The 25,424-nt window shown below is 40.9% G+C and carries 29 protein-coding genes and 3 pseudogenes; 4 read left to right on the top strand and 28 right to left on the bottom strand.

Annotation, left to right across the window (positions count from 1 at the left end; all coding sequences use genetic code 11):
- Positions 1-2 precede the first annotated feature (2 nt).
- From AAZR19_RS15800 to AAZR19_RS15725, 16 genes are all read right to left on the bottom strand, one after another.
- On the bottom strand, positions 3-215 hold the full coding sequence (locus AAZR19_RS15800; protein WP_034282476.1) for a hypothetical protein: 213 nt from the start codon (positions 213-215) through the stop codon (positions 3-5).
- Positions 202-657 carry a phage tail terminator family protein gene (locus AAZR19_RS15795; RefSeq protein ID WP_039180991.1) on the bottom strand — a complete coding sequence of 152 codons (456 nt, stop codon included), beginning with the start codon at positions 655-657 and terminating at the stop codon, positions 202-204. The genes AAZR19_RS15800 and AAZR19_RS15795 overlap by 14 nt, the downstream gene beginning before the upstream one ends.
- 4 nt (positions 658-661) lie before the next feature.
- Positions 662-1,159, bottom strand: coding sequence for an HK97 gp10 family phage protein (locus AAZR19_RS15790; protein ID WP_041107586.1), 498 nt, complete (start codon positions 1,157-1,159; stop codon positions 662-664).
- Positions 1,156-1,512, bottom strand: coding sequence for a YqbH/XkdH family protein (locus AAZR19_RS15785; protein WP_041107588.1), 357 nt, complete (start codon positions 1,510-1,512; stop codon positions 1,156-1,158). Before AAZR19_RS15785 ends, AAZR19_RS15790 begins: the two co-directional genes overlap by 4 nt.
- Positions 1,509-1,892, bottom strand: a complete 384-nt coding sequence (yqbG, locus tag AAZR19_RS15780; RefSeq protein ID WP_041107590.1) for a protein YqbG — start codon at positions 1,890-1,892, stop codon at positions 1,509-1,511. Before yqbG ends, AAZR19_RS15785 begins: the two co-directional genes overlap by 4 nt.
- 13 nt (positions 1,893-1,905) lie before the next feature.
- On the bottom strand, positions 1,906-2,829 hold the full coding sequence (locus AAZR19_RS15775; RefSeq protein ID WP_024425904.1) for a phage major capsid protein: 924 nt from the start codon (positions 2,827-2,829) through the stop codon (positions 1,906-1,908).
- A 22-nt stretch (positions 2,830-2,851) separates the two neighbouring features.
- Entirely contained in the window at positions 2,852-3,940 is a 1,089-nt protein-coding gene (locus tag AAZR19_RS15770; protein ID WP_432244166.1) for an XkdF-like putative serine protease domain-containing protein, read from the bottom strand.
- A 38-nt stretch (positions 3,941-3,978) separates the two neighbouring features.
- Complete coding sequence (locus AAZR19_RS15765) at positions 3,979-5,436, bottom strand: phage portal protein (protein WP_087976209.1); 1,458 nt, start codon at positions 5,434-5,436, stop codon at positions 3,979-3,981.
- Complete coding sequence (locus AAZR19_RS15760) at positions 5,433-6,734, bottom strand: PBSX family phage terminase large subunit (RefSeq protein WP_163115067.1); 1,302 nt, start codon at positions 6,732-6,734, stop codon at positions 5,433-5,435. Before AAZR19_RS15760 ends, AAZR19_RS15765 begins: the two co-directional genes overlap by 4 nt.
- Positions 6,735-6,742: 8 nt before the next feature.
- Positions 6,743-7,387, bottom strand: coding sequence for a phage terminase small subunit (gene terS, locus AAZR19_RS15755; RefSeq protein WP_076839883.1), 645 nt, complete (start codon positions 7,385-7,387; stop codon positions 6,743-6,745).
- Positions 7,388-7,539: 152 nt separating this feature from the next.
- Positions 7,540-8,058, bottom strand: a complete 519-nt coding sequence (locus AAZR19_RS15750; RefSeq protein WP_024423267.1) for a sigma-70 family RNA polymerase sigma factor — start codon at positions 8,056-8,058, stop codon at positions 7,540-7,542.
- A gap of 130 nt (positions 8,059-8,188) precedes the next feature.
- Positions 8,189-8,395 (bottom strand): XtrA/YqaO family protein, encoded by a 207-nt coding sequence (locus tag AAZR19_RS15745; RefSeq protein WP_024423268.1) that lies wholly within the window; start codon positions 8,393-8,395, stop codon positions 8,189-8,191.
- Positions 8,392-8,793 carry a hypothetical protein gene (locus AAZR19_RS15740; protein ID WP_034624557.1) on the bottom strand — a complete coding sequence of 134 codons (402 nt, stop codon included), beginning with the start codon at positions 8,791-8,793 and terminating at the stop codon, positions 8,392-8,394. Before AAZR19_RS15740 ends, AAZR19_RS15745 begins: the two co-directional genes overlap by 4 nt.
- A gap of 50 nt (positions 8,794-8,843) precedes the next feature.
- The gene (locus tag AAZR19_RS15735; protein WP_434703697.1) at positions 8,844-9,086 is read right to left on the bottom strand and encodes a hypothetical protein; all 243 of its coding nucleotides are present in this window, start codon (positions 9,084-9,086) and stop codon (positions 8,844-8,846) included.
- Positions 9,064-9,216 carry a hypothetical protein gene (locus AAZR19_RS15730; protein ID WP_162860191.1) on the bottom strand — a complete coding sequence of 51 codons (153 nt, stop codon included), beginning with the start codon at positions 9,214-9,216 and terminating at the stop codon, positions 9,064-9,066. Before AAZR19_RS15730 ends, AAZR19_RS15735 begins: the two co-directional genes overlap by 23 nt.
- Positions 9,213-9,476: a helix-turn-helix transcriptional regulator gene (locus AAZR19_RS15725; RefSeq protein WP_076839884.1), complete on the bottom strand. Its 264-nt coding sequence runs from the start codon at positions 9,474-9,476 to the stop codon at positions 9,213-9,215. Before AAZR19_RS15725 ends, AAZR19_RS15730 begins: the two co-directional genes overlap by 4 nt.
- A 159-nt stretch (positions 9,477-9,635) precedes the next feature.
- Between AAZR19_RS15725 and AAZR19_RS15720 the strand changes: the two genes are divergently transcribed.
- From AAZR19_RS15720 to bioB, 3 genes are all read left to right on the top strand, one after another.
- Entirely contained in the window at positions 9,636-10,013 is a 378-nt protein-coding gene (locus AAZR19_RS15720) for a helix-turn-helix domain-containing protein (protein WP_076839886.1), read from the top strand.
- Positions 10,014-10,230: 217 nt separating this feature from the next.
- Positions 10,231-10,581 (top strand): hypothetical protein, encoded by a 351-nt coding sequence (locus tag AAZR19_RS15715; RefSeq protein WP_076839887.1) that lies wholly within the window; start codon positions 10,231-10,233, stop codon positions 10,579-10,581.
- Positions 10,582-10,732: 151 nt separating this feature from the next.
- Positions 10,733-11,728, top strand: coding sequence for a biotin synthase BioB (gene bioB / locus AAZR19_RS15710; protein WP_041107600.1), 996 nt, complete (start codon positions 10,733-10,735; stop codon positions 11,726-11,728).
- 35 nt (positions 11,729-11,763) lie between these two features.
- On the opposite strand, the gene AAZR19_RS15705 is transcribed toward bioB, so the two are convergent.
- From AAZR19_RS15705 to AAZR19_RS15690, 4 genes are all read right to left on the bottom strand, one after another.
- On the bottom strand, positions 11,764-12,237 hold the full coding sequence (locus AAZR19_RS15705; RefSeq protein WP_024423274.1) for a hypothetical protein: 474 nt from the start codon (positions 12,235-12,237) through the stop codon (positions 11,764-11,766).
- 170 nt (positions 12,238-12,407) lie between these two features.
- Positions 12,408-13,241 (bottom strand): undecaprenyl-diphosphate phosphatase, encoded by an 834-nt coding sequence (locus AAZR19_RS15700; RefSeq protein WP_025094210.1) that lies wholly within the window; start codon positions 13,239-13,241, stop codon positions 12,408-12,410.
- Between the two features lie 126 nt (positions 13,242-13,367).
- Positions 13,368-14,510 (bottom strand): AI-2E family transporter, encoded by a 1,143-nt coding sequence (locus AAZR19_RS15695; RefSeq protein ID WP_024423275.1) that lies wholly within the window; start codon positions 14,508-14,510, stop codon positions 13,368-13,370.
- A 65-nt stretch (positions 14,511-14,575) separates the two neighbouring features.
- Positions 14,576-14,968 carry a DoxX family protein gene (locus AAZR19_RS15690; RefSeq protein ID WP_024423276.1) on the bottom strand — a complete coding sequence of 131 codons (393 nt, stop codon included), beginning with the start codon at positions 14,966-14,968 and terminating at the stop codon, positions 14,576-14,578.
- Between the two features lie 197 nt (positions 14,969-15,165).
- Between AAZR19_RS15690 and AAZR19_RS15685 the strand changes: the two genes are divergently transcribed.
- Positions 15,166-16,158 (top strand): Gfo/Idh/MocA family protein, encoded by a 993-nt coding sequence (locus AAZR19_RS15685; protein ID WP_163114966.1) that lies wholly within the window; start codon positions 15,166-15,168, stop codon positions 16,156-16,158.
- Between the two features lie 74 nt (positions 16,159-16,232).
- Here AAZR19_RS15685 and AAZR19_RS15680 read toward each other — a convergent pair whose 3' ends face one another.
- From AAZR19_RS15680 to AAZR19_RS15645, 8 genes and pseudogenes are all read right to left on the bottom strand, one after another.
- Positions 16,233-16,757 carry a type 1 glutamine amidotransferase domain-containing protein gene (locus AAZR19_RS15680; protein ID WP_076839891.1) on the bottom strand — a complete coding sequence of 175 codons (525 nt, stop codon included), beginning with the start codon at positions 16,755-16,757 and terminating at the stop codon, positions 16,233-16,235.
- A gap of 90 nt (positions 16,758-16,847) precedes the next feature.
- Positions 16,848-17,801: a methyl-accepting chemotaxis protein gene (locus tag AAZR19_RS15675; protein WP_373272898.1), complete on the bottom strand. Its 954-nt coding sequence runs from the start codon at positions 17,799-17,801 to the stop codon at positions 16,848-16,850.
- Positions 17,793-18,836: pseudogene (locus AAZR19_RS15670) on the bottom strand (HAMP domain-containing protein); the annotation flags it as partial. The gene AAZR19_RS15675 and the pseudogene AAZR19_RS15670, both read right to left, overlap by 9 nt.
- Positions 18,837-19,187: 351 nt before the next feature.
- Entirely contained in the window at positions 19,188-21,164 is a 1,977-nt protein-coding gene (locus AAZR19_RS15665; protein ID WP_075621916.1) for a methyl-accepting chemotaxis protein, read from the bottom strand.
- A 173-nt stretch (positions 21,165-21,337) separates the two neighbouring features.
- Positions 21,338-22,288, bottom strand: a complete 951-nt coding sequence (locus AAZR19_RS15660) for a methyl-accepting chemotaxis protein (protein WP_373272900.1) — start codon at positions 22,286-22,288, stop codon at positions 21,338-21,340.
- A pseudogene (locus AAZR19_RS15655) lies at positions 22,283-23,173 on the bottom strand (HAMP domain-containing protein); the annotation flags it as partial. The gene AAZR19_RS15660 and the pseudogene AAZR19_RS15655, both read right to left, overlap by 6 nt.
- A 281-nt stretch (positions 23,174-23,454) precedes the next feature.
- Positions 23,455-24,282, bottom strand: a complete 828-nt coding sequence (locus tag AAZR19_RS15650) for a methyl-accepting chemotaxis protein (RefSeq protein WP_434703718.1) — start codon at positions 24,280-24,282, stop codon at positions 23,455-23,457.
- A 114-nt stretch (positions 24,283-24,396) separates the two neighbouring features.
- Positions 24,397-25,263: pseudogene (locus tag AAZR19_RS15645) on the bottom strand (cache domain-containing protein); the annotation flags it as partial.
- Between the last annotated feature and the right edge of the window lie 161 nt (positions 25,264-25,424).

Genomic DNA, 25,424 nt, shown 5'->3' with positions numbered 1-25,424 from the left:
CTTTAAACCTCCTTGGACAAAAAAGCATCAATGTGCTTTTTCGCTTCTGTTTTTGTAATTGGTTGATGTTTGATATAAAAAAGAGCACCTTCAAGGATTTCTGGTTTGACCCCAAAAAGATCCTTACTGTGCTCCTTTAAGGCTTCAAATGAAAAGCCAAATTCTTTTTCTTCGCCGGCTGTTTGAGCGGGCTGTGCATGTTTAGTCTTGCTCACGTTTGATCACCCCATCTGAAAAGTTGATATCTTCAAGGCTTGCCTGTTTGTCACGGTTGTACCAATAGCTGCTATCCCACGTCAGGACAATCGCTGCTACGCCTTGATCTATCATTCTTGTTTCCACTCTTTTTATGCGGACATAATCATCAAGCACCTCTCCGTCTTCACTCATCATCTGAATGATTTGACGATCAGCAAGCAATGCATCAACGATTGTTTCTGCCGCATCATGTGCTTTTTCTGTATCAATATGAAAGACTTTCACTTGCAGCGAATAAGATTTCATAAAGGTAGAGACCGTATCTGGACCACTGATCACTGTCACAGGCGGCACATAAACGGATGGCACTTGAAAGCGTTCTGGCAAAAGACGATCATACATTGTCACAGGAAAGTGTGTGTAGATATAATGCATGATTGCCCCGACTTCTTGATTCATTCCATCACCTCCCAAAATGTCGATCGAACCAGCTTTGCAGCTTTCGATCCAGCGACTGTTCAAACATTTGCTCATAGAGCATGACAGCATGATCCCAGTAGCCATTGCCATCAATCCATTGAGAGGCAAGCATCATTCCTGTACTTGCATTCGGATCATATTCAAAGCGGCTGCCAGTCCATCTGCCAGGCACCCATCTTCGCTCTCCACTTGAAGAAGTGGCATGTCCGTCATTGACATAGGAGGCATATTCAAGCTGCGTTCCCACCTCAAGTGTGAGGCCGCCTTTTGAAATGAGAAAATGATTCTCCTTATCGCCTTGTGTAAAGGATCTAAGAAGCCGGCCTGTATCAACAGCATTCTCCTTGATTAATTCATCCTGAATGATGTCTAAAAACTGCAGGCCCATGTCCTCCAGCCAATCTTGATATTCTGCCTTTAAGCCGCCATCACACGCTGTCCGCAGCTGCGAAATCAACCGGTCAAGTCCATCAATTTTCATAGATTTTCCTTCCTGACTGCTATCACTTCGATGTGATGATTTTTCACTTTTTTAGGCTGCTGTAATTTGAGTGACACGCCATTCCACACTATTTTGTCATGCAAGCGAATATCACTTGCTAAAGGAAAATGGACAAGATAGGATTGATAAATGACTGTATTCGGCTCTTCTTGCACAAGTGACTGGTTCTTTTCTATGACATAACAAGCAAGATCGGTCAAGCTGGGAGTATCAGGATAGGAAAGTGTTATTTGTAAATCATCAGCTGGAATTCCAAATTTTCCGCGGGCGGAATCCTGCTGTTCAAGATGAAAAAGATCACAGCGATCTGTTAATAGAGATTGATAGCTCATAATGACCTCACCTTTAACTTGGCACTGCCGCCGGTCAATGTTGGTTCAATGTAATCTACAAGCAGGGCATATACATAGGGTCTGACTTTGACTTGATCAGCTGCCTTCGCATATGAATAATCGCCCATTTTCTCTGACGTAAAGCCTTTCATCATAGATTCATCATCATTCAGCATGGCAAAATATTGGGCCATTTTTAATAATGCGATTCTTGCTTTTTCAGGGAGGGGCTGATATTTTTCGTTTGAGAAATCGTGACCTACGATCTGAAATACCGCAGCTTCTGCTTCGATAATATCTGCTGTCAGTCTTTCCACAGATCGATTTTTCACACGATCAAATACAGAATAGGCTTGCAGTTCTTCAGCAGAAATGATCATGGCCTACCGTCACCTACTCTTTCACTTTCATCACTTTTGCTACAGCATCCTCTTCCTCAAATTTACTGTCTAGCTTCGCTGTGAGGACAATAATAAATTTACGGCTGCGAATATCTTTTTCTACTTCAATTCGAATATTACGAGAGAAACCTACGATAATATTTTTAGGGTGTGTCAGCAAAATATCTGATACGTCTGTTCCCGCTTCGTCATATGGCTGCATATTGGCAAGACCTTTGACCGGCACACCAAATGCAGAAGAAAGTCCGCCTTGAATGGCCGCATCTCCAAGGCCTGTCTGACGGTTTGCTACTTGATCCTTCCATTCAACTTCTAAGCTTGGGGATGTGTAGAAACGGAAATCCTGAGGTACACGTAAATATTTTGATGGCATCGCTTTATAGGCTTGCTTAAACATCTGGCGGCTGATTTCCGCTCCGTTTGCATCTACGATATGAGAGACTGCTTGTTTTCTCACGCCATCCATTTGAGCTAAAAATGGATCTGCTGAAGTCGTATCGCCATTGACGATGAGCTCTTCAATGTCAACGGCTGCTCGTTCAGCGAGCATTTGCATAATTGTCTGCTGAATTCCGTCTTTCTCAATATTGTTTTCAATGCTGTCATAGGTCATATGAATCTCTGCGATGACCTCTTTCGCATTTAGCTGGACAGTGCTTGTCGCTGGGACAACACGGTCTTTCGCATCAAGTGCTTTGCCTTCTTCTGCTGGGCGCAAAATACGCTGGCCAAAGCCGATTTTTTCGATTTTTTGTGAATCACTTTCCATTGGAATGATACGTGCATCATTTAAAACGGTTGGTGTATTTTGCATCATTCTAATGAATGTGTTGGATTGGGTTGCGTTCATGAGACCGCCGGTTTTTAAGCTGGCAAGTGTCATTTCGGCCTTGCGAATCAACTCTTGATTTCTCACACTGTTTCCTCCTTATTTAGGCTTATAGTAAGCCATCCCATATGGGCTTTGTACTGTCGTTTTGTGTATCGTGGATTGTTTGTTTTGACAAACCGCGCGCTTTTTCAAGCATGTGAATCCGCTCTGAAATAGGCAAAAGCTGCTGCTGAAGCACTTGCTCAAGCGCTACTTTTTCTCTGCTGGCTGATTTCTCTAAGGAAGAAAGCTGATGACGAATCGGTGCAACGACTTGCTCAAGCACCTTTTGGACAGGTTCTTCCTCTGTTTGATCTGTTTCCTGCTGTTCTGCCTGCTGTAAGACGTTTTCAATGGCCATTTTTGCTTTTTCAAGCTCTTGTACTTGCTCCGTCGTCAAAGCGGCATCTTGTTTTTGTACGGAGGCTGGCCTTTCACCAATCGTTTGAAGCACATCCTCTGTCTTCAAAATGTCCTGCACGATTGGCAGCAATTGCTCAAGCGCTGCTCTTACGACCGTCTCATCACCATCACTTGACTGTAAGGCTTCCAGCAGATGGTCTAAAACGCTCCAAAATTGTTGTGACATGTTTGCACCTTCCTCTTTCAAAAAGAAATTTTTCAGCAAAGAAAAAAGCCCTCTCTCATTTGTGCTTTGAGATAGGAGCTGATCTTGTTCTTCTATTGCTACGATGTCCGCCGTTCCAGCCATTGAATACCCTGTAATGTGGCCTTTCTGAATTTGATCCCAAATCTCTTGGGAAGCCTTTGTTACAAGTACCCAAGATCCTTTTCGAATCAGCTCACCGCCTACCTCAAAATCAGCGGGGGCAATGTATGATTCAACAACCTCGCCCACACCATGTTGAAAATCATGCTGCTTGTCAATGTGGCGAGCATCCTTCATAAAACCATGTGCCGCTCTTTCAATTTCTTTTGCAGACATAAAGTCTTGGTGTGCATCAGGTGTATTCGGTTCATACACGACACCATACACAAGGCGATGAGCATCTTCTGCCTTTGTCAGCACACTAACCTCCTTTTGAAAGTCAGGCTGGCTTTTCTTTGCCTTCATCAAAAAGAATTTCTTTTTGTTTGCGGCTCTGTCCACATAGGAAACATGCGTAATTTTTGCGTTTTTTAATTCTCTTGGCATATGTTCACCCCCTTTCAAAAAAGCGCATGCGCTTCGGTTTATTTCTTCAGCTGATTCGTCTCTCGTTGAGGCTGTTGCTCGGCTGATGTCATGCGGCTTTCTAAAGGTCTGTGATAGAGATTCTCCGGCCATTCCTCTAACGTTTTCCCAAGGATACGTCCCGCTAGATCTCGCAAATCGTTTGGTGACACTGCCCCAGCCTGAATAAACGGTGTCAGAACCTTGGCAATCTCTAATGGATCTCTAAAGTCAGGTCCATTTAATAGGAAACGAACGTGCCAAATATCAAGATCCGGCAGGAAAAGGGTATTGAGTTTTCCTGTGATGAGATGCCGTTCAGGCTGAAATACCTGTTCTTCTGTTGTTTTCCGCGCCGTATCGGCTGTCGCTTTGTTATAGTCTTGAGACTCACCTGTGTAAATAGGCGGCAGGCGAAAAGCAGAGCGGATCTTGTTTCTTGTTTTTTCATCGTATTCTAAAAAGAGTGCATCTTCTTGCAAGATCTCTGCCAGAGATTTGAAGTTCACTTTGACATTTGAGACATCTTCTTCTCCAGTTAACCCTTTTTCCGTCGGGAGACCTTCGACTTCAAGCAAGAGAAACTTATGTGCATGATCAGAGCCTTCAATATCGTCCATATAATCCTGAAGCTGCTGATAGGAAGACTCAGACAGCATTCCATTTTCGACAATGATGGCTCCAGGTACATGCCGCCCTTGTTTAAAATAAAGGTAGTTCAGCTCTTCTGCCTTGCGTGCTCCATACATATTGACGATGTTGCCAATCCAGCGGGGAATTCCATACGTTCCACTGCCGATTTTAAAATGAATCACTTCTGTTGCGCGCAGCGGCTCTGGGGTGGTGTCATCGTATTTGCCTGTTTCACAATGTAAAATGCGCGGATCACCATACTCCTTGAAGAAGACTTTCTTTTCATTGATCACCTGCACATATTTACGGAATCGTTTCTTTCGATTCATTGTTTTCACTTCGCCGTTTTCTGTATACCGGAATTCAACGTCAACTGGCTCACTAAGCTTGCAAATACGGATATGGAGCGCATCTAAATACTCGATTCCTGCCGGCTTTCCCTGACCATCTCGGAGAACCTCTAAAAAACCATTCCCCGTTTTCTCCCGGTCTTCGATGACATAGCCAAGAACCACATCAGCAGACTCATCATAGTTCATGTATTTCGTAAACTCTTCAAGTCTTGTCCATTCCTTCTCTGCTGCCTTCTTTTTTGCCGGTTTCACACCTTCTGCATTAAAGTCAAAGGCGTATTCAACACCAAAACCAAAGCCTAAAATATTGGTCTTATACGCATCAATACATTGCTGAAGAATGGTTGAATATTCTGCCATGCTTTTTAATTCATTGATATTGTAAGGCGGGGGAACAATATCATCCTTTTCGTAGGAAAATTCATCTGCATACATTTGTTTTGTATGATCAGACATGTTTGCCTTCATAATGGTAGCTTTCAATTGTTTCATTGTATGGACCTCCTCTCTCTGTTTGGACGGACACGCTCCGAGGCGGTCTGTTTCAAATCTGTCACTTCATAATCATCCAGCGCATACCAGATGGCTGATAAAGTGTGCGGATCGATTTGAAATTCATCTTCCTCTAGACGTCCATCCTTATCTGCCTTATAGGTTAGTGATTGAAGTTCATAGATGGTATATGGACAAGCATCAGAACAAATAATTTTCTTAAACCGTTTGATTTTTTTTGTATACTGCAAACGTGAGCCTTGGAACTTATGTGCCGCTACCATTTGAAAGCCGCGCTGCCGAAAATAGTGAATGGTTTTAGGTTCGGCTGCGTCAGCTTTAATCTTTTCCTTTGATTCAATGAACTCTTTCAAGTCAAGGGCTGTTTCATCATCTGTTTTCCCGCGGTCGTAATATTCCCAATAAATATATAAGTACTTTTTTTCATGATCGACAGCTAACCGAATGAGCGCATTGTATGATTCAACAAATCCAAAATCCATGCCTGCTCGTTTCAGCGGTCTGTCAATCTGCTGAATGGCTTCTAATACATCAGAATGGCTTCTCACCTCAAATTGAGGAAAAACCTTTGTGCCATTAATGCCGAAATACCCCTTCCTCGCAATGCGATAGAGATCTGGATCATACTCTTTCAGCTCATCCAGCTGCTTCACGTAGCTTTTAGGAAGGAATAGGTTATCTTCCGCCGTGGAGTGATGGTAATACGTATCCTTGATGACAACGGTTCGCTTTTTGTATAATGTTTCGTCATCTAAAACAAATCGCTTCAGCTGTTCATCTCGAAAAAAATGTCTGTACGTCCAATTATCCTGACCAACAGGATTCGTCGATAACATCATATAAAGCGGTAAAGATGGATGCCTCAGCCTTCCAAGCAGCTCTTTAAAACCTTCATAAGAAACCTCTGAACATTCCTCAATCCAAATGATCGAGATGTTGTTGATCGATTTCAATTTTTCAGGCTTGTCCAGTCCTTTAAATAAGATGCTGCTGCCGTTTCGAAACGTTAGTGCAAGCGGCGAACTTCGGCACTTTACCACATGGTCGATGCCGAGGTCGCTGACGATTTCTTGTAATAAAGAAAAGGTTGATTCGCGGTGCGTATCATACACCTCTCGAATGACAAGTGCTGTCCGCTTTTCTTCCAGCAGCTTTAAGACAAGCTTTAAAGCAATGTGATAGCTTTTAGAGGAGCCATAGCCCCCTACTAAAAATTGAAACTTTTGATTCCAATCGAATAGAAAGTGTTCAAAATGAGGATTGACTTCTTTTTCAATCAATGGCGTCATGAGTCGTCCTCTTTTCGCTTGATCATGATTTGAAGATCTTCCTCTTTTTCTTCACGCACTGCTTTTTTCGTTTTTTCAATCGTCAGTTCAATTTGCTTCAGCCTTAATCTTCGTTCATCCTTCGCATGTGCGAGCTCTTCAAACTGTTTTATTAGACGTCTGAGTTCACCCATTGCACGGGATTGTGCATTCAAAAACGTCGCATGCCGATCCCATGAAAATTGAAACGAGTATTCTTCTGAGGTCATGTCTAGTTCTGTCTGAATACCTTCGCCTGTTTCTTCTAATGAAGAAGGCATGTATGCCGCCTTTTTCAGCTCTTTGATCATGTCCTCTTGATCTGCTACATACATGATTCGCTGCGCACGAATAATGGCTGCATATTGAATTTGAATTTGGTCCCAGATTAAATCAAGCGATGTGCGTCCATCCATTTTCTCCATGATTTCAATTGTTTCATCTGAAAGAAATTGATTGAAAATCGAGTGTGCTTGCTTTGACGAAGTTTTTTGTCTTTGCCATCCGTATCGTCTTTTCCACGATTTGACGGTATGGATCGAGACATTGTAATGATCAGCAATTTGCTGGTACGTCATCCCTTTCATATAATCCTGCTTGGCCTCTATCCGTTTATCTTTCATTTACATTCACCTGCCGCCTCCTTTTAATTCGAATGGTTCCCTCTGAAGGAATCATTTGTGTAGGGCTAGCAAACATTCGTTTGGTCTTTCTAACTATAGGTGGCAACTGTAAGACAAGCTTTAGCTGATTTATTTTTGAACAGAAAAAACACCTATTCAGCAGCTCTGAATAGGCGTTCTTGTACTTTTTTGGACATCTTCGTCCGCGCTCTTTCCATATGTTTTTGGACAGTTCCTTTTTTGACATCCAGCATAACCGCAATCTCGCTAAACGATAATCCTTGTGTTGTGTGCATAAAGAACACGTCCTTTTCTCGATCTGTTAAAACAGACAAAGCTTCATCAATTCGTCTTTTGTCTCTCTCACTGACTTCTCTTTCTTTCTCTTGAATAAGGGTATATTCATGTGATAAAGCCTCTAACACTTCTGGATTTGCGAGAATGGTACGCTGATAGACTGAACGTCTGTCCAATCCTCTGCGCGCACCTGGCTCTCTTCCGATTTGAAGCCATTCTACTACGTATTCCAGATCGCTTACCATACTGGCGATCATTTTTTTATCATGCTTGTCTTGAACGGACAGCTGATGTTCTTCTTTTTCTTTAAATGGTTCATATTGTTTTCTAGCATTCTTTAAAGCTCTTTTATATTCAATGAGTAAATCTTGCATATTGGCTCTCTCCCTTTTTTAAGAAAATAAAAAACGGACACCAATCAAGTCCCCTTTTAGCAGGGTCTTGATCAGTGTCCGCAGGCTTTCCGTCTTGGACATAATATTGTGCTTTGATGTGTTCAGTCAGTTAACTGATTTTAAAACCAATCTCGTGATCTACTCTTGCAAAATGACCTTTTGCCGTTTGAATAATGGTTTTTCCATGTTCAGGTACATCCATTTTATAAGCCGTTCCTACATTCCCATCTAACACGATGACTTGAATTTTTCCTTTTTCCATCTCACCGACAAAGGTTTGGTTTTCTTGAATGAATAGTTGTTTTGGCTCGTTCATATGCTTGTCTCCTTTTTTGGTGATGGCCTCGTGCCACCACCTACCGTATTGATAATGATTTCAACTCTTGGACACATACTATAAAACTGAGAAACTCTTAAATCGACCATCTGCAGAGGAACTTCATCGGCTATAGAATGAAGTGCTTCTTGAATATGCTGTAGATTCGGCTGAAAGATGCTGACGTGTACCGGGCGTATCAACCCTTTTTCTGCGTATGTACGCTTTTTTTGGCAGTCAGCTATGTCAAACGGCATGTGATCAAATAAACGAATTTCAAGTGATAGTGCGCCTTTTAATTTTTGCGGGCATTGCCCTTTTGCAGCTGATCGTATTCTTTTCATCAATGTCTCTTTTGTTAACAAATGCTCATGTTCAATGATTAAATGGATGACCATGTTATGATCTCCCGTCATCCTTTGACCACTGGCGAATGTCTTGTTCGTTTTTACTCGCTTTGAGCAAGCATTTCAAAAATGTCATGATTTGCTTCCATCGTTTCACGTTGCCCTGATTCCTCCTTTTTTGTATCATCGACCTTAGCTTCCAGGAGGGTCATATATGTCTCTTTCTCTTCTGCTGTGGCAAAAACCAACATCGGTTTCTGACGATGAAAGGCGATCCAGCCGCCAGCTTGGTCTAAACAAAGCTGTGCTTCTTTTCTAGCATCAAACGTCAGCTGATGTCTCATCTTCTTCAGCTCCCTCCAAGCTGTCCTCAATTTCTGTTTGGTATCCATATCGTTTCATGTCATATAACCAATAGCTTTTTGGATAACCAAAGTCACTCATCTGAGTCACCATTGGATGTTCAATATTCATTCTGCTCGTCTCCCCTTTTCTAAGAACCGATCTTCTCTTAAAGAATTACTCTTTCCGTGTAACTTTTGGCCAAAAAAAAGCTCTTGAACCCCGGTATTCAGCAGATCTGCAATATGCTTTGCTATTTCTAAGCTAGGCTTTGTTCTGCCCATTTCGATATTCGCATAGCCGCTTGTGTACTTATATCCCAATTTTTTCGCCATATAGGTTTGTGTTTTTCCTTGCAATATGCGCTCTTCTCGTAAATTTTCAAGTTTCATCTTTCCACCTCTTACTCAATATGTGTAAGTTATATTCATTATGATAATATACACGAAACGAGTAAGTCAATCATATTTTTATTCTTTTTGTGTATTTATTTATCTTTTCCGTGTAATTCATGATAAAATTTACTCATAACATGAAAAAAGGTGTTTCTGATGGATAATTTGACTGGGAAGATTCTAACTGAATTAAGAGAGAAGCATGGATGGAGCAAGTCAACAGTTGCTAAAAAACTCGGATTAAAGGCAATGTCCACTTATGCAAACTGGGAATACGGCTTGAGAAAACCCGACGGTGAAATGATTGTGAAAATTGCCGAGTTATATGGGGTCTCAACCGATTATCTTCTCACAGGTAAGGACAGAGGCAGGCCCGATGACGATCTTGCAGACGATCCTGATTTGCAAATTGCGTTTAAAGCAGCCTCAGATTTTTCCGAAGAAGCACGAAGACAAACCATCGATTTTATTAACTACATTAGAGAGAAAGAGAAGCAAAAAGGTCGTCAGCCAAAAAAGCGAGACGACCATTGATCATCTCTTTTCATCTGCTTTACGCTGGGACGAACCCAGCTTTTTTTATACCTCTTTTTCCCTTAAAAAAGAAATAGCATATGAATAAAAAATCATGTCTTTTCCAACAAATATGTGACAATTTTCTCCATAATTACTCTTTTTTTCATATATTTTAATTGACAAATAATTCTATTATTATTAATATATGTATATACCAAAAAAAGGAGTGTTATCGATGAAAAAATTCATGAAAATCTGTACATTGTCTGTAGCTGCTGTAGGTGCTCTTACGTTCTCTCAAACTGAAGGTGCTCATGCAGCTGCACAGCCAAAAGAACCAGTCATAGCAAAAGCTCCTATTATGAATAAAGTAATTACGGTGAACCGTACACTTTCTGTAGGTTCTTCAATCGCCGTCTCTCTTCCAGCAAGCCAAATTTCTGTGTCGGGTGCAACGTATGCGATTCAATTAGATCAAACAGCTCCAAACTTCACTTGGATTCGCGCTGTACAACGCGGTTCTGTGACAGTTTCCTACTATAATTCACTAGGCGAGCTTGTGATTAACTATATTACTGTTCGATAAGCAATCTAGCTTTACATATCTAAAGGCGATGACATGAAGTCATCGCCTTTTGGTGTTTAGAGTTGGTTTCATCTGAATCATGATTGCCAACATCCGCCCAATATGTTAACTTTTAATAAAAATAGGTTAACATATTAAGGGGGCATTAATGATGAGAGAGCAGCTGTCTTTGTCTTGGGAAGCAATAGCGGAGAAGGCGATGAAAAATGAACCGATCACGGTGCAAGAGGGTCTAGACATTCTTGAAGCTGACGATAGAGAATTGTTACCTATTATGCATGCAGCCTATCAAGTGCGATTTCATTTTTTTCAAAAAAAGGTGAAATTAAATATGATTTTTAACGCAAAAAGTGGATATTGCCCTGAGAACTGTGGATATTGTTCACAGTCGATGATTTCAAAAGCACCAGTTGAAAGATATACAATGCTTGATCAAAAGACCATTGTAGCTGGTGCGCGTGAAGCTCTCAAAAGAAAAGCCGGGACTTATTGTATTGTGGCAAGCGGGAGAGCGCCTTCTCATAGGGAATTAGATGAAGTCACAGCAGCAGTCAAGGAGATCACTGAAACGATGCCTTTGAAGGTGTGTGCCTGTCTTGGGTTATTAAATGAAGAAAAAGCGAAGCGGCTGAAGGAAGCGGGTGTTCATCGGTATAATCACAATATCAATACACATCATGATCATCATGCTCATATTACGACAACTCATACATACGATGACCGCGTGTCGACCATTGAGCAGGTCAAACAGTCTGGCATGTCACCTTGCTCAGGGGTCATTATTGGAATGGGTGAAACCAATCAGCAAATCGTTGAAATGGCTTTTGCGCTAAGAGCACTTGATGCGGATTCAATTCCAGTCAACTTTCTTCATGCCATCGAAGGAACACCGCTTGAGCATCAAAAACGAACACACCCGATCAAAGCATTGAAAGTGCTGGCAATGATGAGATTTGTCAACCCAACAAAAGAAATTCGGGTATCCGGAGGCAGAGAGTTTAATTTACGGACACTCCAGCCGCTCGCACTTTATGCCGCAAATTCCATTTTTGTTGGTGATTATTTAACAACAAAAGGCCAGCAAGTCCAAACGGATCATCACATCATTGAAGATTTAGGGTTTGAAATAGAAGAATGTGCGTTATAAAAAAAGTCTGCCGATTCTCCGGCAGACTTTTAAGATTAGAATCTTTTATGAAAATCGACAGTTCCGCTTCCATCTTCTCGGTCAAAGCTGCCAACAAACGTCCAGTTAATATATCCACCGTCTCCATTATTGACAAACGTACCATCTTCAAATACCCAAATACCAAACGTAATACCATCATATTCAACACTATCATAGTAGACAACATTGTTCAGACCGCTAAAGTCGTGGTCTTGGCTTAAGTTTTGGACAACTACGTTGTAGTTTTGACCTGCTTCATAGAACGCACTGTATGCAGCATTTTTTACGAATCCATCACGATTTTGAGATGACTTTACTGCTTGTTCAATTTTATCGGCAATGGCTACTGGATCAATTGAGACACTTCCATCAACACCTGTTGTTGTAGCAGCTTCAGCCGTTTGACCAAAAGTCGTAAGAGATAGAGGGGCAGCAATCATTGACGTAGCGATGACAGAACCAACAAACATTTTGCTTGTTTTTCTCATTATTTCTAACTCCTCCTTTAATTGGTATGTTTATGTACTACCCCTTTATCTGTCTCTTAAACACTAATTTATGAAAAAAATTCTTATTCTACCAATTAAGAGGGTATTTTTACTGTTTAATTAGGTGGGATAACAAAAAAACTACTCTTATAAAAGAGTAGTTTACAGTATTACATGAACAGGATAAATAAAATCACACCTAGGATAATTCGGTATATCGCAAAAGGCACCAGTTTGATTTTATTGATCAGTTTTAGGAAGAATCGAACAACAAAGAGAGCCACAACAAACGCACTCACAAAGCCGACGATAAAGAATGGCAGCATGTCAGGTGTTAAATATTCGGCATTTTTCACAAGGGTTAACAAGCTTGCTCCTGCCATAATCGGCATCGCCATGATAAATGTAAAGTCTGCCGCAGCACGGTGATTCAAACCAAGAATAACCCCGCCTGCGATCGTCGAACCTGAGCGCGAGAAGCCTGGCCATAATGCTAAACATTGAAACAGTCCAATATAAAGTGCTTGTCTGTACGTCATGTTATCGACAGAGCTTGTTTCTGTTTTCCGTTTATTGATCCAGTCAGCGACAAGCATTAGAACTGCCCCTAAAATCAAACCGACAGCGACCGTTCTGACGTCAAATAAGTATTTATCAATATAATCTTCAAATAGGAATCCTAAAATGACGGCTGGAACAAGTCCAACTGCAATTTGGGCGATGGTCAGTTTATGCCCGCTGCGCTTTTGCTCTTCGGTGATATTTTTCTTTAAGCCCAATAAGTTTAAAATACGATCTTTAAACACGATCATGACAGCTAAAATTGAGCCTAACTGAATCACGACTTTAAATGTGTTGGCCGCTTCTGGCGTAATAATTTCCTTTGATTTTAACCAAAGATCATCGACAATAATCATGTGACCTGTAGATGAAACAGGTGCGTACTCTGTTAATCCTTCGACAATTCCTAAAACCAGTGCCACGAATAAATCCCATAGATTCATGATTTTCTTTCCTTTCAATTCTGATCTTTTGAACACGCCAAACATCTATGTCCACATAAAGACAAGCTTCCTTCATCGAAAGCTCGTCTTTATGATACTATATTTTTTCAAAAAAAGATTATGACATCAAACCTTTTCTTCTTTATACAAATTGGACCGCATTTTGAACCAATCAAATAAGTGAGTCGTGATGACCTTCAGAACGGCATACGTCGGAATAGCGACAATGATGCCGACCACGTTGAACAATTTACCAGCTGTTAATATAACAAAAATAATCGTAATGGGATGAATATGAAGGTTTTTCCCCATCACCTGAGGAGAAATGAATTTCCCTTCAACTAGCTGAACCACTGTCCAGACTATAATGAGTTTTAACAGCATTACTGGTGACGTCACAAGTGCAATCACAATCGCTGGTGTAATCGCAATTGTTGGACCAAGGTAAGGCACTATGCTTGTACATGCAGCAATGATAGCGAGCAGCAGCGCATAGTCAAGTCCAATGATCATATAACCGATTAACAGAAGAACACCGATACAGAAGCTGACAATGATCTGTCCGCGAATATACGAGCTCAGACGGTGGTTCATTTCGTGAAGCATGATATGTGTATGTTCCCTCATTTTACTTGGGAAAAATTTCAATAGATAGTCAGGCAGCTTTTTACCGTCTTTTAATAGATAAAACAGAATAAACGGCACAGTCACGATCGAGATGATGACTTCTGTGAGCGCCCCTAAGAATGTTCCTACACCGGTAAAGGTGCTTTCCAAAATCTTCGTCGCTTGACTGGATGCTTTACTTACCAATTCAGACACGTTAAAGTTCATCGAGTTTTGCACTTGATTAATAAAGTTACTTCCTGTTAATTGTCTAATTTGATCTTCTACTGTATCGACGTATTTCGGAAGATTATGAAATAGACTCATGGTTTGAGCTTGTAAAAAAGGAATAATGGACACGATGGTCACTGTAATAATCCCAATAATGACAATATATAAAAGCAAAATGGAATAAATTCGCTTGATTCTTGCTTTCTCTAACAAGTTGACAATTGGATTTAATAAATAATACACGACCCCCGTTAAAATAATCGGTAAGGCAATGGTTTTGACGAGTACAATGAGCGGTGTGAAAATAAATGATGTTTTCATGAAAACAAGGATATTCAATCCAATTAATAACAGGACGAGTAAAAAGAGAACAAACTTGTTATCAAGAAAAAATTTTCTAAATCGACTGCTCCACATTTGCATAGAGTTCATATCGTTCCTCCAAACACGGGCTATTTTATGAGTAAATTGTACACTACTTGATCATGATATGGTGATCATTGTTTCAGCTTTTTTTCCCATTTTGCAATAGACATCACCCATACAATGAGAATCGGCTGTCCAATAAGCCTTATCCATAGCAAGGCTTGTTCTGTATTTTCTTGACCTGGAAATGGTATTCCCTCACGAGCAGCAAATAAGTTTGCAGGGAAAATGAGTACAAGATAGACAGCAATGGATTTTGCCGCTGTAATCCTGACATTTGGCAAAAGCAGCAGCACGGCCAGCAGCCATTCAAAACATGCAGTCGCATAGACCATTACATATGGAAATGGCCAGCCTGGCATCATGCGGGCAAAGCCGCTCGGCTCTATCACATGAAAAATACCAGCCGCTATAAATAAAAGCGCAAAGATGTATGTACTTCCTATATGCAGGACGCGCTTCATGTTTCCTCCTCTCCCTTCTATCCTGAGTATTACCCGAAGAAGGAAGAAACTACCCACTTTTCGTACATTTATATCCTTTATGTAAGACGTTTCAGCCTATATAAAGGTTTCATCCGCTTATCAATAAAAAGAATATTCTTTCATACAAACGCTTTCAAAGCATGTATAATCAGAGAAAAGCAGAAGGAGGGAATCACATGATTCGATTTGCTGTCATCGGAACGAACTGGATTACAGATCGGTTCTTACAAGCTGGTGAAGAACTAGCTGATTTTACATGTACAGCCGTCTATTCACGGTCCGCTGAAAAAGGACAGGCCTTTGCCGAAAAATATGGGATTGATACGGTTTTTACGAACTTACAACAAATGGCGGAAAGTGATACGTTTGATGCCGTGTATATTGCGAGTCCAAATGCCCTTCATAAAGAGCAAGCCATGTTGATGATGGAGCATCAAAAGCATGTTTTATGCGAAAAACCATTCGCCTCTCATCGAAAAGAAGTGGAAGAAATGATTGCCGCAGCGAAAAAACATCACGTTTGTTTGATGGAAGCGATGAAAACGACATTTCTGCCTAACTTCCTTCAAATCAAACAGCATCTTGATCAGCTTGGACCTATCAGGCAAGTGGTCGCGCATTACTGTAAATATTCTTCAAGATACGATGCCTATCGAAGCGGCGAGCTTCCAAATGCCTTTAAGCCTGAGCTATCCAATGGTTCTTTAATGGATATCGGGGTGTACCTCGTTTACCCAGTCATATACTTATTTGGTCTGCCGAATCAAATCACCGCGAGAGGCTATAAGCTTTCTTCTGGTGTGGATGGGAACGGTTCAGTCCTTTTACAGTATGACGGGCATCAAGCACTTCTTTTTCATTCTAAAATTTCAACGTCTCATTTATCGGCTGAAATTCAAGGCGAGGATGCCACGATGGTGATTGATCAATTCCACCGTCCGTCACAAATTACGATACATGGCCGTGACGGACATCAAACTGACATCTCTCTCAAAGATGATCAGCCAGCTATGTCTTATGAAATGAATCATTTTATTGAGTGTATTCAGCAGGGAATGGGGCAGTCTCCGGTCAATACATTTGCCTTATCTGTTCAAACCATGTCCGTCATGGACGAAGCGAGAAGACAAATGGGCGTGATGTATCCTGCCGACAGACAAAATGTATAGGGCATGAAATGATGAACAAAGGGCGAAATTATTTTTTTGTTCGCCCTTTGTTTTTTACGTTTCGTGTCAGTCATTTATTTTGCCGCTAACACATCCGCAAATGCTTTTACATACGGCGGAAGGTCTGGCGGGCGTCTGCTGGAGATGAGATGGCCATCTGTGACGACTGCCTCATCGAACCAGTCCGCACCAGCATTGGTCATATCATCTTTAATACCAGGTGTACTTGTCACTTGTCTGCCTTTCAGGATTCCTGCTGATATCAGCACCCAGCCGGCATGACAAATCTGCCCGATTGGTTTTTCCTTTGCATCAAATGTACGGACGATGTCTAATACTTCTGGATAACGGCGCAGTTTATCAGGCGCCCATCCACCAGGGACTAGCACAGCATCATAATCATCAGCTTGAATGGAATAAAAATCTGCATCGGATACCGCCGGCACACCATACTTCCCGATGTACTCATGATTTGCTTTTTCACCTACAAGATGGACAGTTGCTCCCTCTTCTCTTAATCGCAGAACCGGATACCACAGCTCTAAATCTTCAAAATCATCGCTGACAAACGCAATGACCTTCTTATCTGATAAACGCATACTATCTCTCCTCTTCTTTCGATTTCCTCTATTGTACGAGATGTCCTCTTAAAAAGAAAAGCGGTTCCCCTTGAGGAGAACCACTTAACCTTATTCACTGATCTTGAATTTTTTAATTAAATCACGTAATTCTTCCGCCATTTGGGAAAGAGTTGTGGATGAAGAACTAATCTCTTCCATTGAAGCAAGCTGCTCTTCAGCAGATGCTGCGATATCTTGGATGCTTGCTGAACTCTCTCTTGATACATCTGCAATTTCATTCACTGCTTTAGAAATTTGCTCAGAGCCTTTCGACAGCTCGCGCACCGTTGTATTCATTTCATTAATTCTTACTGCGATTTCCGCTGTTTGTTCATTTATTTGTGAGAAGCTTTCTTTCGTTTGATCTGTAATTGTAAGACCATTCTTCACTTCTTCATTCACTGCTTTGAACATATTTTGAGATGTTTCAATTTCAGTGACGATTTCATTCACAAGCTTTTCAATCTCTTTTGCTGAATCCGATGATTGAACCGCTAGTTTACGCACTTCTTCGGCAACAACAGAGAATCCTCTGCCTGACTCGCCTGCGCGTGCTGCTTCAATGGCGGCATTTAGTGCAAGTAAATTCGTTTGATCCGCAATACCGTTAATCACGCCTAAGATGTTTGTGATATCTTTTGATTTATGCTCTAGCCCGTTGATCACGCCTTCAGCTTCTTTCACTGAATGGTCAATCGTCTTCATTTGGCCAACAGTTTGCTCCACAAGCTGTCCGCCTGTTTCCGCAACTGTTTTTGATTGAATAGATGACGCTGTGATGACATCAGACGTTTCGGCAACTTCGTTCAGTCCTTCATTCATTTGTTTTAAATGAGCCGCGCTTTGTTCCACCATTTCGCTTTGATTTTCGTTGCCGTTTGAGAATGTTTCAATAGATGATGTAATATGTTCGGTTGCTTTTGTTGTTTGACCTGCGCTTGCCGTCAGTTCTTCAGATGATGAAGCGACATTCTCAACAGATGTTTGTACAGCTTGAATGACATCTCTTAGGGACTCACTCATTTCATTAAAGCTTGTGCCAAGCTGTCCAATTTCATCTTTTGAGCGGACATCAATTTTTTCTGTTAAATCTCCCTGACTGATCTTCTTCGAAGAAGAGACAAGAGTGGAAAGTGGTTTTGTAATGGAACGGATGATAAAGAAGATTAGAATCCCGCCAATGATAAGCGCGCCGGCTAAAATGATGGCGGCCATGTTAAAGACTGGCTGTGCAGCTTCTTCTACTTCACTGACAAACATCGTCCCGACAATCTTCCAGCCAGTCGCCTTGTTTGTGGTGAACTCCATTTGCTTTTCTTTTCCTTCAAACATATAGCTCATAGCTCCGTTATCTTGTGAATACATTTTTTCTAACCATTCACCAGATAATTTTGTTCCTGCCTTTTTCGTTGGATGTGCCACATATGTACGGTCTGGACTTCCAATAAAGGCATAGCCTTGTTTCCCAATATTAATGCTATTGGACTCTTTAACAAGATTCGCAATGTCTAGGTTCATCGCGATGACGCCTGATCCATCCTCTAATTTTTTAGAGATGGTCACCACAAGTGTACCGGTTGAAGCCGTTGCATATGGTGCTGAAACAGACAGCTCACCGTTTTTCGCCCAGCCGTCTTTATACCAATCACGCTCAGTTGCGACATAATCGGCAGGCATTTTTTGATTAGGATATCTTGAAAACACTTTGCCATCACTTGAAGCAACAAAAATGCCTTCTGTGTCATCATTCATACTCATGAACTGCTCAAAGCGTCCTTGAATATCGGTCGTTCCTTTTTGCTTGAGCTTTTTCTCCGTGATCCATTTGCTAAAGAAATCGGCTGCGTCTGTTTTCACTTTTACAACCTTCGTAATATTTTTATCTAGCTGCTCTACGTTTTCCTTTGCACTTTGCATAATTTGATCATTTAAGGAGGTGCTTGCCGTATGGTATGAAGAGAATGCCAATACGATGATTGGGCATAAAAGAATAAATAAGAAAGAGAATACAAGCTTTTTTGAAATAGATGGCTTTCTGAAATACTGTATGAATTTCATAAAAAAGAAAACTCCTTTTAGTAAGATAGTATATATATCGGAAGTACTACTAGGTTGTTTACTTTTTTAACTTATTAAAGTCTAAATAAGTCCAAATTACCCAATTTATATGCATTGAATGGAAAAACACCTAACGTTTTGGCGTCAGGTGCTTAAGATTGTTGAGGGCTATACTGTTCTTGATTTTAGCCCTTTGTCTTTTCAGTCTGATAGAAAATCTTTGCAGCCGAGCACCGGAACGGAGCGAATTTGACATTCGTGAGTACCGGCGCAGAGACCGGCGGGCGAATGCGAGGGTTTGTCTACACGCTGAAACACCTGACGTTTGCCGTCAGGTGTTTCGCTACTCTCTTACATTTTAAATTGTTTAATAAGCTCCCTTAGTTCTTCTGCCATCTGAGATAAAGTGGCAGAGGATGAGCTGATCTCTTCCATAGATGCCAGCTGCTCTTCTGCTGATGCCGCGATATCTTGGAAGCCTGCTGAGCTTTCTCTTGAGAGCTCTTTGATTTGATTCACCGCATGAGAAATATCATTTGAGCCATGCGATAGCTCTTTGGCTGATCCGTTCATTTGCTTCATTTGTTCTGTTATTTCTGATGTTTTATCAGTGATTTTCTCAAAACTCACTTTCGTTTCATCTGTAATGTTTAATCCAGATTGTACTTCACCTGCTACTTGTTTAAACATTTTCTGCGATTTTTCTATTTCCTCCACAATTTCGTTCGTCAGGCTTTCAATTTCTTTTGAAGAGCTTCCTGACTGCTCTGCCAGCTTGCGGACTTCTTCTGCGACAACAGAGAAGCCTCTGCCTGCTTCACCTGCTCGTGCGGCTTCGATCGCAGCGTTTAAAGCAAGGAGATTCGTTTGATCCGCAATACCGTTGATGACCCCAAGAATGTTTGTAATATCCTTTGATTTCTGCTCTAAGCCTGCAATGACAAGCTCTGCTTCTTTTACTGCCTGCTCTATGGTTTGCATTTGACCTGCTGTTTTTTGAACGAGTTCTCCTCCAGCCTGAGCGGTTTTGCTCGATTCGATCGACGATTCCATCATATGAGAGGTTGTGTCGACCATATGCGATAAGCTCCGATCCATTTCGTTTAACTGGACTGAGCTTTTTTCGATCATATCATTTTGATGTTCAGTGCTGTTTGAGAACTGTTCAATAGATGATGTGATATGCTCGGTCGCTTGAGCTGTCTGTCCTGCACTAGCCGTTAACTCTTCAGACGAAGCAGCCACATTTTCAATGGAATTTTGGACAGCTTGAATGACTTGTTTCAGCTTTGCTGACATGTCGTTAAAGCTCTGCGCTAGCTTACCAATTTCATCGTGCGTACGAACTTCAATATGCTGGGTCAAATCACCTTGACTGATTTTTTCAGCCGATTCAGAGAGCTCTATCAGTGGCTTTCGAATCGATTTAATAATAAAATAAATCGCGATTCCGCCAATGGCAATCGCAGCCGCAAGGATGATCATTGTTAAATCGAGCACTGGCTGTGCGGCTTCTTTTACTTCATTCACATACATCGTTCCAGCAAGCTTCCAGCCGGTTGCTTCATTTGTGGCAAAAAACATTTGCTTCGGCTGGCCATTGTATTCATATTCAAAGCTGCCTTCTTTTTTATCATATAGTTTTGAGATGAAGTCACCAGTCAGCTTTGTCCCCGCCTTATCGGTTTTATGGGCCACATAACGCTGATCTGATGTGGCGATAAACGCATAGCCTTCTTGGCCAATTTTGATGCTGTTTGTATCTTTTACAACCGTATTTAAGCGTACATTCACCCCAATCACACCAGATCCATCTGCTAACTGTTCTGATATTGTGATGAGCAGGTCATCTGATGACTTGTCAGCAAAAGGATTTGAAATGATGAGTTTCTTCTCTCCCATCGATTGCTGAAACCATGGTTCATTTTTTGCGCTCTTTGCATTACCTTTGTGAATCTTGGAATATTCAGTTAGTTTACCATTTTGATCTGCAACAAATACTTCTACTACATCATCATCTGTTTCCGATAATTGCTCTAATTTCTCTTTGAGTAAATCTTTGTTTTTAGCAGTCAATTCTTCCTTTTTGACCGATTTGGATAAATATGAAACAATGTCAATTTTAGGCTGTATATCTTTATTAATGAGTTCGTTTAATTGTTGAACACCATTTGCAGCACTAGACATAATCTCATCATTAAGAGACTTTGAGGCCACTTCATAAGAAAATGCAGCCAATACGAGAATTGGCACTAGGAGAATCGTTAAGAATGCAGTAATTAATTTCTTCGACATCGTAAAGTGCTTAAAAAAGTTGATTTTTTTCATGACTCTACTCCTTTTGATTTATGATTTGTGGTCTTTCTCTTCTATTCTTAGGTAATATGAATTATTTTTCAAGAAATAATGTTCGAAAAACCTAAAAAATAAGTATAATTACCCATTTCTTTTGATTTACTCAATGAAAAAGAGCCTCTAGCTGGAGGCTCTTTTCTTCCTATCTATTCAACCTTAAATTTGCTAATTAAATCGCGTAATTCTTCTGCCATCGAAGAGAGTGTGGCAGAGGACGAGCTGATTTCTTCCATTGATGCCAGCTGTTCTTCTGCTGAAGCAGCAATGTCTTGAATATTTGCCGAGCTTTCACGTGATACATCTGCAATCTCACGTACAGCCTCTGACACATGTGCAGAGCCTTTTGAAAGCTGGACAACGGTTTGATTCATTGTTTGAAGCTGGTCAGAAATTTCTTTTGTCATTTCGAAAATATTGTGGAAGCTTACTTTCGTTTGTTCAGTGAAGCTTAGGCCTGATTGAACTTCTCGATTCACCGCAGTGAATACTTCCTGTGATACGTCGATGTCTTGCACGATTTCTTTAATCAAATTCTCAATTTCTTTTGCCGAGTTGGCAGATTGAACCGCCAGTTTTCTTACTTCTTCTGCTACAACGGAGAAGCCTCTGCCAGATTCACCGGCTCTTGCTGCCTCAATCGCTGCATTTAGTGCAAGTAAATTCGTTTGATCGGCAATTCCATTGATGACACCGAGAATTTGGGTAATGTCTTTAGATTTACTTTCAAGCGCACTGATGACATTCTCTGCTTTTTTCACGGATTGATCAATGACATTCATTTGAGAAGCGGTTTTTTCAACAAGCTGTCCGCCTTCTCCTGCGATATCTGTTGATTTGATCGATGAAGCAGTAATAGATTCAGCTGATTCATTCATATTCTGAAGACCACGGTTCATTTCCTCTAACTCGACTGAGCTCAATTCGACTTTATCATTTTGGCTTTCATTTCCGCTGGAGAATTGTTCAATGGCTAGTGTAATATGCTCTGTTGCTTTACTTGTCTGTCCTGCGCTGGCAGTCAGTTCTTCTGATGAAGATGCGACATTCTCGACTGAAGTTTGAACGGCTCCAATGAGAGATCGCAATGAGTCAATCATCGTATTAAAGCCTTTACCAACTTGTCCAATTTCGTCATCTGACTGGACCTGAAGCTTATCGCGTAAATCACCTTCGCTGACTTTTTTCGAGAAGCGGGCAAGGTTGGATAATCTTTTTGAAATAGAGCGGACGATAAAGAAAATGAGGGTTCCTGCTACAATGAGTGTGACACTGAATACGATAATGGCTGTATTGAAAACGGGCTTTGCCGCTTCTTCTACTTCAGATACGAGCATCGTTCCACCAATTTTCCAGCCGGTTAATTCATTGGTGACATATGCAACCTTTTTATCTGTTCCTTTGAGGGTATAGCTGCCGCTTCCTTCTTTGTTTTTAAAAATAATGCTGGCCAGATTTTCATTGACTTGACTTCCTGGCTTTTGGGTTGGATCTGCTAAAACGGTTTTATCTTTCTCCATGATGAAAGCATAGCCTTTTTGCCCAATTTTGATTTCTTTTAGTTTTTGGAGCAGGCTGTCAATTTCCATATCAAGACCAATGACACCTGAACCATCTTTCATTTTTTGGGCAATTGTGATAACCATTTTGCCTGTGGATGCTGCTACATATGGTTTTGTGATGACTTGTTTTCCGTTTTCTGCTTTCAATGCCTCTTGATACCATGGACGTTCTCTTGGATCGTAGCCATCTGGCATCTTTTGAACTGGATATTGCATAAACAATCCTTTTTCAGAGCCTGCATAGATTGCGGATACATCTTTTTCATTAATTTTTCCAAATTGCTGTAATTCTTTAATGGTCGCATTTCTATTTTTTTCTTGAAGATTAGACGCTTTGAGCGAGTCTGAAAACAGTGTCACGGCATCTGATTTGTTGCCAATATTCTCATTGATTAAGGTATCAAATGCATTGACCTGACTCATCGCACTGCCCATAATCTGTTTGTCTAGCTCTGTCTTTGATGTAAAAAACGCACTAATTGTCAGTGCCACAGTTGGCAGAATAAGGACGACCAAAAAGGCAATGATTAATTTCTTTGAAATGGATGGTTTTTTGAACCATTGGATCATTTTTCCCATTTTAACTTTCCCCCTTTACTTCTCTAAAGTTATTATCGGATGAAAGGTTTATTTTTAGAGGCTGGAAGGGAGGTTTAAAAATAAAAAAAATATCCAGACAATTCTGGATATCTTTTCATCATCATTTAATTAATTTTAAATTGACTTGTGAGCTCTTTTAGTTCCTCTGCCATGTTGGCAAGTGTCACAGAAGAAGATGTGATTTCTTCCATAGATGCTAGCTGCTCTTCTGCAGAAGCCGCAATGTCCTGAATGTTTGCTGCGCTTTCTCTAGAGACTTGGCGCATCTCCTGCATCGCTTGTGAAACAAGCTTTGAACCGCTCGATAGGTCTATGGCTGTATCGTTTAATTGCGACAGTTTTTTCGACATTCCTTCTGCCGCCTTATAAATGTGCTGGAAGCTTTCTTTTGCTTCTTCTGTCATACCGAGTCCTGCGTTTACTTCTCGATTGACTGCTTTGAACATATCTTGAGATTTAGCAATTTCTAGCACAATTTCTTGGATGAGTTTCTCAATTTCTTTCGCTGAATCTGCAGATTGGACAGCTAGTTTTCTCACTTCTTCTGCAACGACGGAGAAGCCGCGTCCTGATTCACCTGCTCTTGCTGCTTCAATTGCTGCATTAAGCGCAAGTAAATTCGTTTGATCCGCGATGCCGTTAATGACATTTAAAATACTCGTAATATCTTTAGACTTGTATTCTAATTCTTTTATGACCTGCTCTGCTTCTTGTACAGATGTATCAATATGTTTCATTTGGTTCGCTGTGCTTTCAACAATTCGGCCGCCTTGACCAGCAGCTTCTGTTGATTGAAGAGAGACAGCAGCCACTTCAGATGAGGTTTGTGACATATCTTGTAATCCTTCGTTCATTGCCACAAGCTGATTCGTACTAGATTCGACTTTCTCGTTTTGTGCTTCATTTCCATTTGAAAATTGTTCAATCGACATCGTGATATGCTCTGTTGCTTGACTCGTTTGGCTGGCACTTGCCGTCAGCTCCTCTGAAGCCGAAGCCACGTTGTCGACAGATTTCTGTACAGCGCGAATGACGTCACGAAGAGATTCACTCATCTTGCTGAAGCTTCTTGTGAGATCTCCTATTTCATCCTTCGATTTGGTTTCCAGGGTTTCTGTTAAATCCCCTTCACTCACCTTTTCTGAGAAATCAACAAGCCTTCTCAGTCCAATGGTAATCGAGCGAACGATGAAGAAGATAGCGACACCGCCAAGGATAAATGAAGAAATTAAAAGAATAATGGCAGAATTCCAAACTGGCTGTGCTGCTTCTTCTGTTTCTGATACAAACATCGTTCCAGCAATTTTCCAACCTGTTAAATCATTTGTGACAAAAACGATACGTTTTTGTTCTCCTTTATTCTCATAAGTTGATGTTCCTTCTTTGCCGCTGTAAAGGATTGATGAAATATTTCCTGTGACTTCAGATCCTGATTTTTCTTCTGGATGGGCTACAATTTGTTTGCTTTTATTTGCAATAATTGGATATCCTTCTCGTCCAATTTTAATTTCTTTGATTTTATCAACAATGTCTTGCACATCAATGTCGATTCCGATCGCTCCCGACCCGTCCTTCAGTCGCTGGGCAATCGTGACCACCATGCCGTTTGTTGTAGCAGAAATGTATGGATTGGTGACAACTGGCTCACCTTTTTCATCCTGCATCGCTTGCTGATACCAATCGCGTGTTGTTGGGTCATAGCCTTTTGGCATGTCTACTTTAGGAAACTGAATGAAATCACGATTTTTACTTGCTGCATAAAATCCAACTACATCATCTTCGTTGATTTTGCTGTATATTTCAAAATGCTCATACAGTTCGTCCTGGTTTTTCTTTTTAAAGTCTGCAGCAGTAGTTGTTTGAGTAAAAAGTTTCACCGCGTTTTCTTTATTCAAAAGCTTTTGCTCGATCATGTCATTCATATCATTGACTCTTGCTTTTGCTCCGTACATGATTTCATGATCTAATTCTTCTTTGGCAATCTGATATGAAATCGTACTAAGTGTAATGATTGGCAAGACGAGAACAAGTGTGAATGAAATAATCAGTCTTTTGGAAATCGATGGTTTTTTCA

The organism is Bacillus sp. Je.9.29.b (genome assembly GCF_051129925.1).
Taxonomy (GTDB): Bacteria; Bacillota; Bacilli; order Bacillales; family Bacillaceae; genus Bacillus; species Bacillus safensis.
Note: the sequence above shows the minus strand (reverse complement) of the source record. Positions and strands in the feature narration are given on the sequence as shown.

Coding starts and splice junctions, on each gene's coding strand:
- AAZR19_RS15795 (WP_039180991.1), bottom strand. CDS start 657: ATGAATCAAGAAGTCGGGGCAATCATGCATTATATCTACACACACTTT.
- AAZR19_RS15790 (WP_041107586.1), bottom strand. CDS start 1,159: ATGAAAATTGATGGACTTGACCGGTTGATTTCGCAGCTGCGGACAGCG.
- AAZR19_RS15785 (WP_041107588.1), bottom strand. CDS start 1,512: ATGAGCTATCAATCTCTATTAACAGATCGCTGTGATCTTTTTCATCTT.
- yqbG (WP_041107590.1), bottom strand. CDS start 1,892: ATGATCATTTCTGCTGAAGAACTGCAAGCCTATTCTGTATTTGATCGT.
- AAZR19_RS15770 (WP_432244166.1), bottom strand. CDS start 3,940: ATGCCAAGAGAATTAAAAAACGCAAAAATTACGCATGTTTCCTATGTG.
- AAZR19_RS15765 (WP_087976209.1), bottom strand. CDS start 5,436: ATGAAACAATTGAAAGCTACCATTATGAAGGCAAACATGTCTGATCAT.
- terS (WP_076839883.1), bottom strand. CDS start 7,387: ATGAAAGATAAACGGATAGAGGCCAAGCAGGATTATATGAAAGGGATG.
- AAZR19_RS15750 (WP_024423267.1), bottom strand. CDS start 8,058: ATGCAAGATTTACTCATTGAATATAAAAGAGCTTTAAAGAATGCTAGA.
- AAZR19_RS15745 (WP_024423268.1), bottom strand. CDS start 8,395: ATGAACGAGCCAAAACAACTATTCATTCAAGAAAACCAAACCTTTGTC.
- AAZR19_RS15740 (WP_034624557.1), bottom strand. CDS start 8,793: ATGGTCATCCATTTAATCATTGAACATGAGCATTTGTTAACAAAAGAG.
- AAZR19_RS15735 (WP_434703697.1), bottom strand. CDS start 9,086: ATGAGACATCAGCTGACGTTTGATGCTAGAAAAGAAGCACAGCTTTGT.
- AAZR19_RS15730 (WP_162860191.1), bottom strand. CDS start 9,216: ATGAATATTGAACATCCAATGGTGACTCAGATGAGTGACTTTGGTTAT.
- AAZR19_RS15725 (WP_076839884.1), bottom strand. CDS start 9,476: ATGAAACTTGAAAATTTACGAGAAGAGCGCATATTGCAAGGAAAAACA.
- AAZR19_RS15720 (WP_076839886.1), top strand. CDS start 9,636: ATGGATAATTTGACTGGGAAGATTCTAACTGAATTAAGAGAGAAGCAT.
- AAZR19_RS15715 (WP_076839887.1), top strand. CDS start 10,231: ATGAAAAAATTCATGAAAATCTGTACATTGTCTGTAGCTGCTGTAGGT.
- bioB (WP_041107600.1), top strand. CDS start 10,733: ATGAGAGAGCAGCTGTCTTTGTCTTGGGAAGCAATAGCGGAGAAGGCG.
- AAZR19_RS15705 (WP_024423274.1), bottom strand. CDS start 12,237: ATGAGAAAAACAAGCAAAATGTTTGTTGGTTCTGTCATCGCTACGTCA.
- AAZR19_RS15700 (WP_025094210.1), bottom strand. CDS start 13,241: ATGAATCTATGGGATTTATTCGTGGCACTGGTTTTAGGAATTGTCGAA.
- AAZR19_RS15695 (WP_024423275.1), bottom strand. CDS start 14,510: ATGAACTCTATGCAAATGTGGAGCAGTCGATTTAGAAAATTTTTTCTT.
- AAZR19_RS15690 (WP_024423276.1), bottom strand. CDS start 14,968: ATGAAGCGCGTCCTGCATATAGGAAGTACATACATCTTTGCGCTTTTA.
- AAZR19_RS15685 (WP_163114966.1), top strand. CDS start 15,166: ATGATTCGATTTGCTGTCATCGGAACGAACTGGATTACAGATCGGTTC.
- AAZR19_RS15680 (WP_076839891.1), bottom strand. CDS start 16,757: ATGCGTTTATCAGATAAGAAGGTCATTGCGTTTGTCAGCGATGATTTT.
- AAZR19_RS15675 (WP_373272898.1), bottom strand. CDS start 17,801: ATGAGTGAGTCCCTAAGAGATGTCATTCAAGCTGTACAAACATCTGTT.
- AAZR19_RS15665 (WP_075621916.1), bottom strand. CDS start 21,164: ATGAAAAAAATCAACTTTTTTAAGCACTTTACGATGTCGAAGAAATTA.
- AAZR19_RS15660 (WP_373272900.1), bottom strand. CDS start 22,288: ATGATTGACTCATTGCGATCTCTCATTGGAGCCGTTCAAACTTCAGTC.
- AAZR19_RS15650 (WP_434703718.1), bottom strand. CDS start 24,282: ATGTCGATTGAACAATTTTCAAATGGAAATGAAGCACAAAACGAGAAA.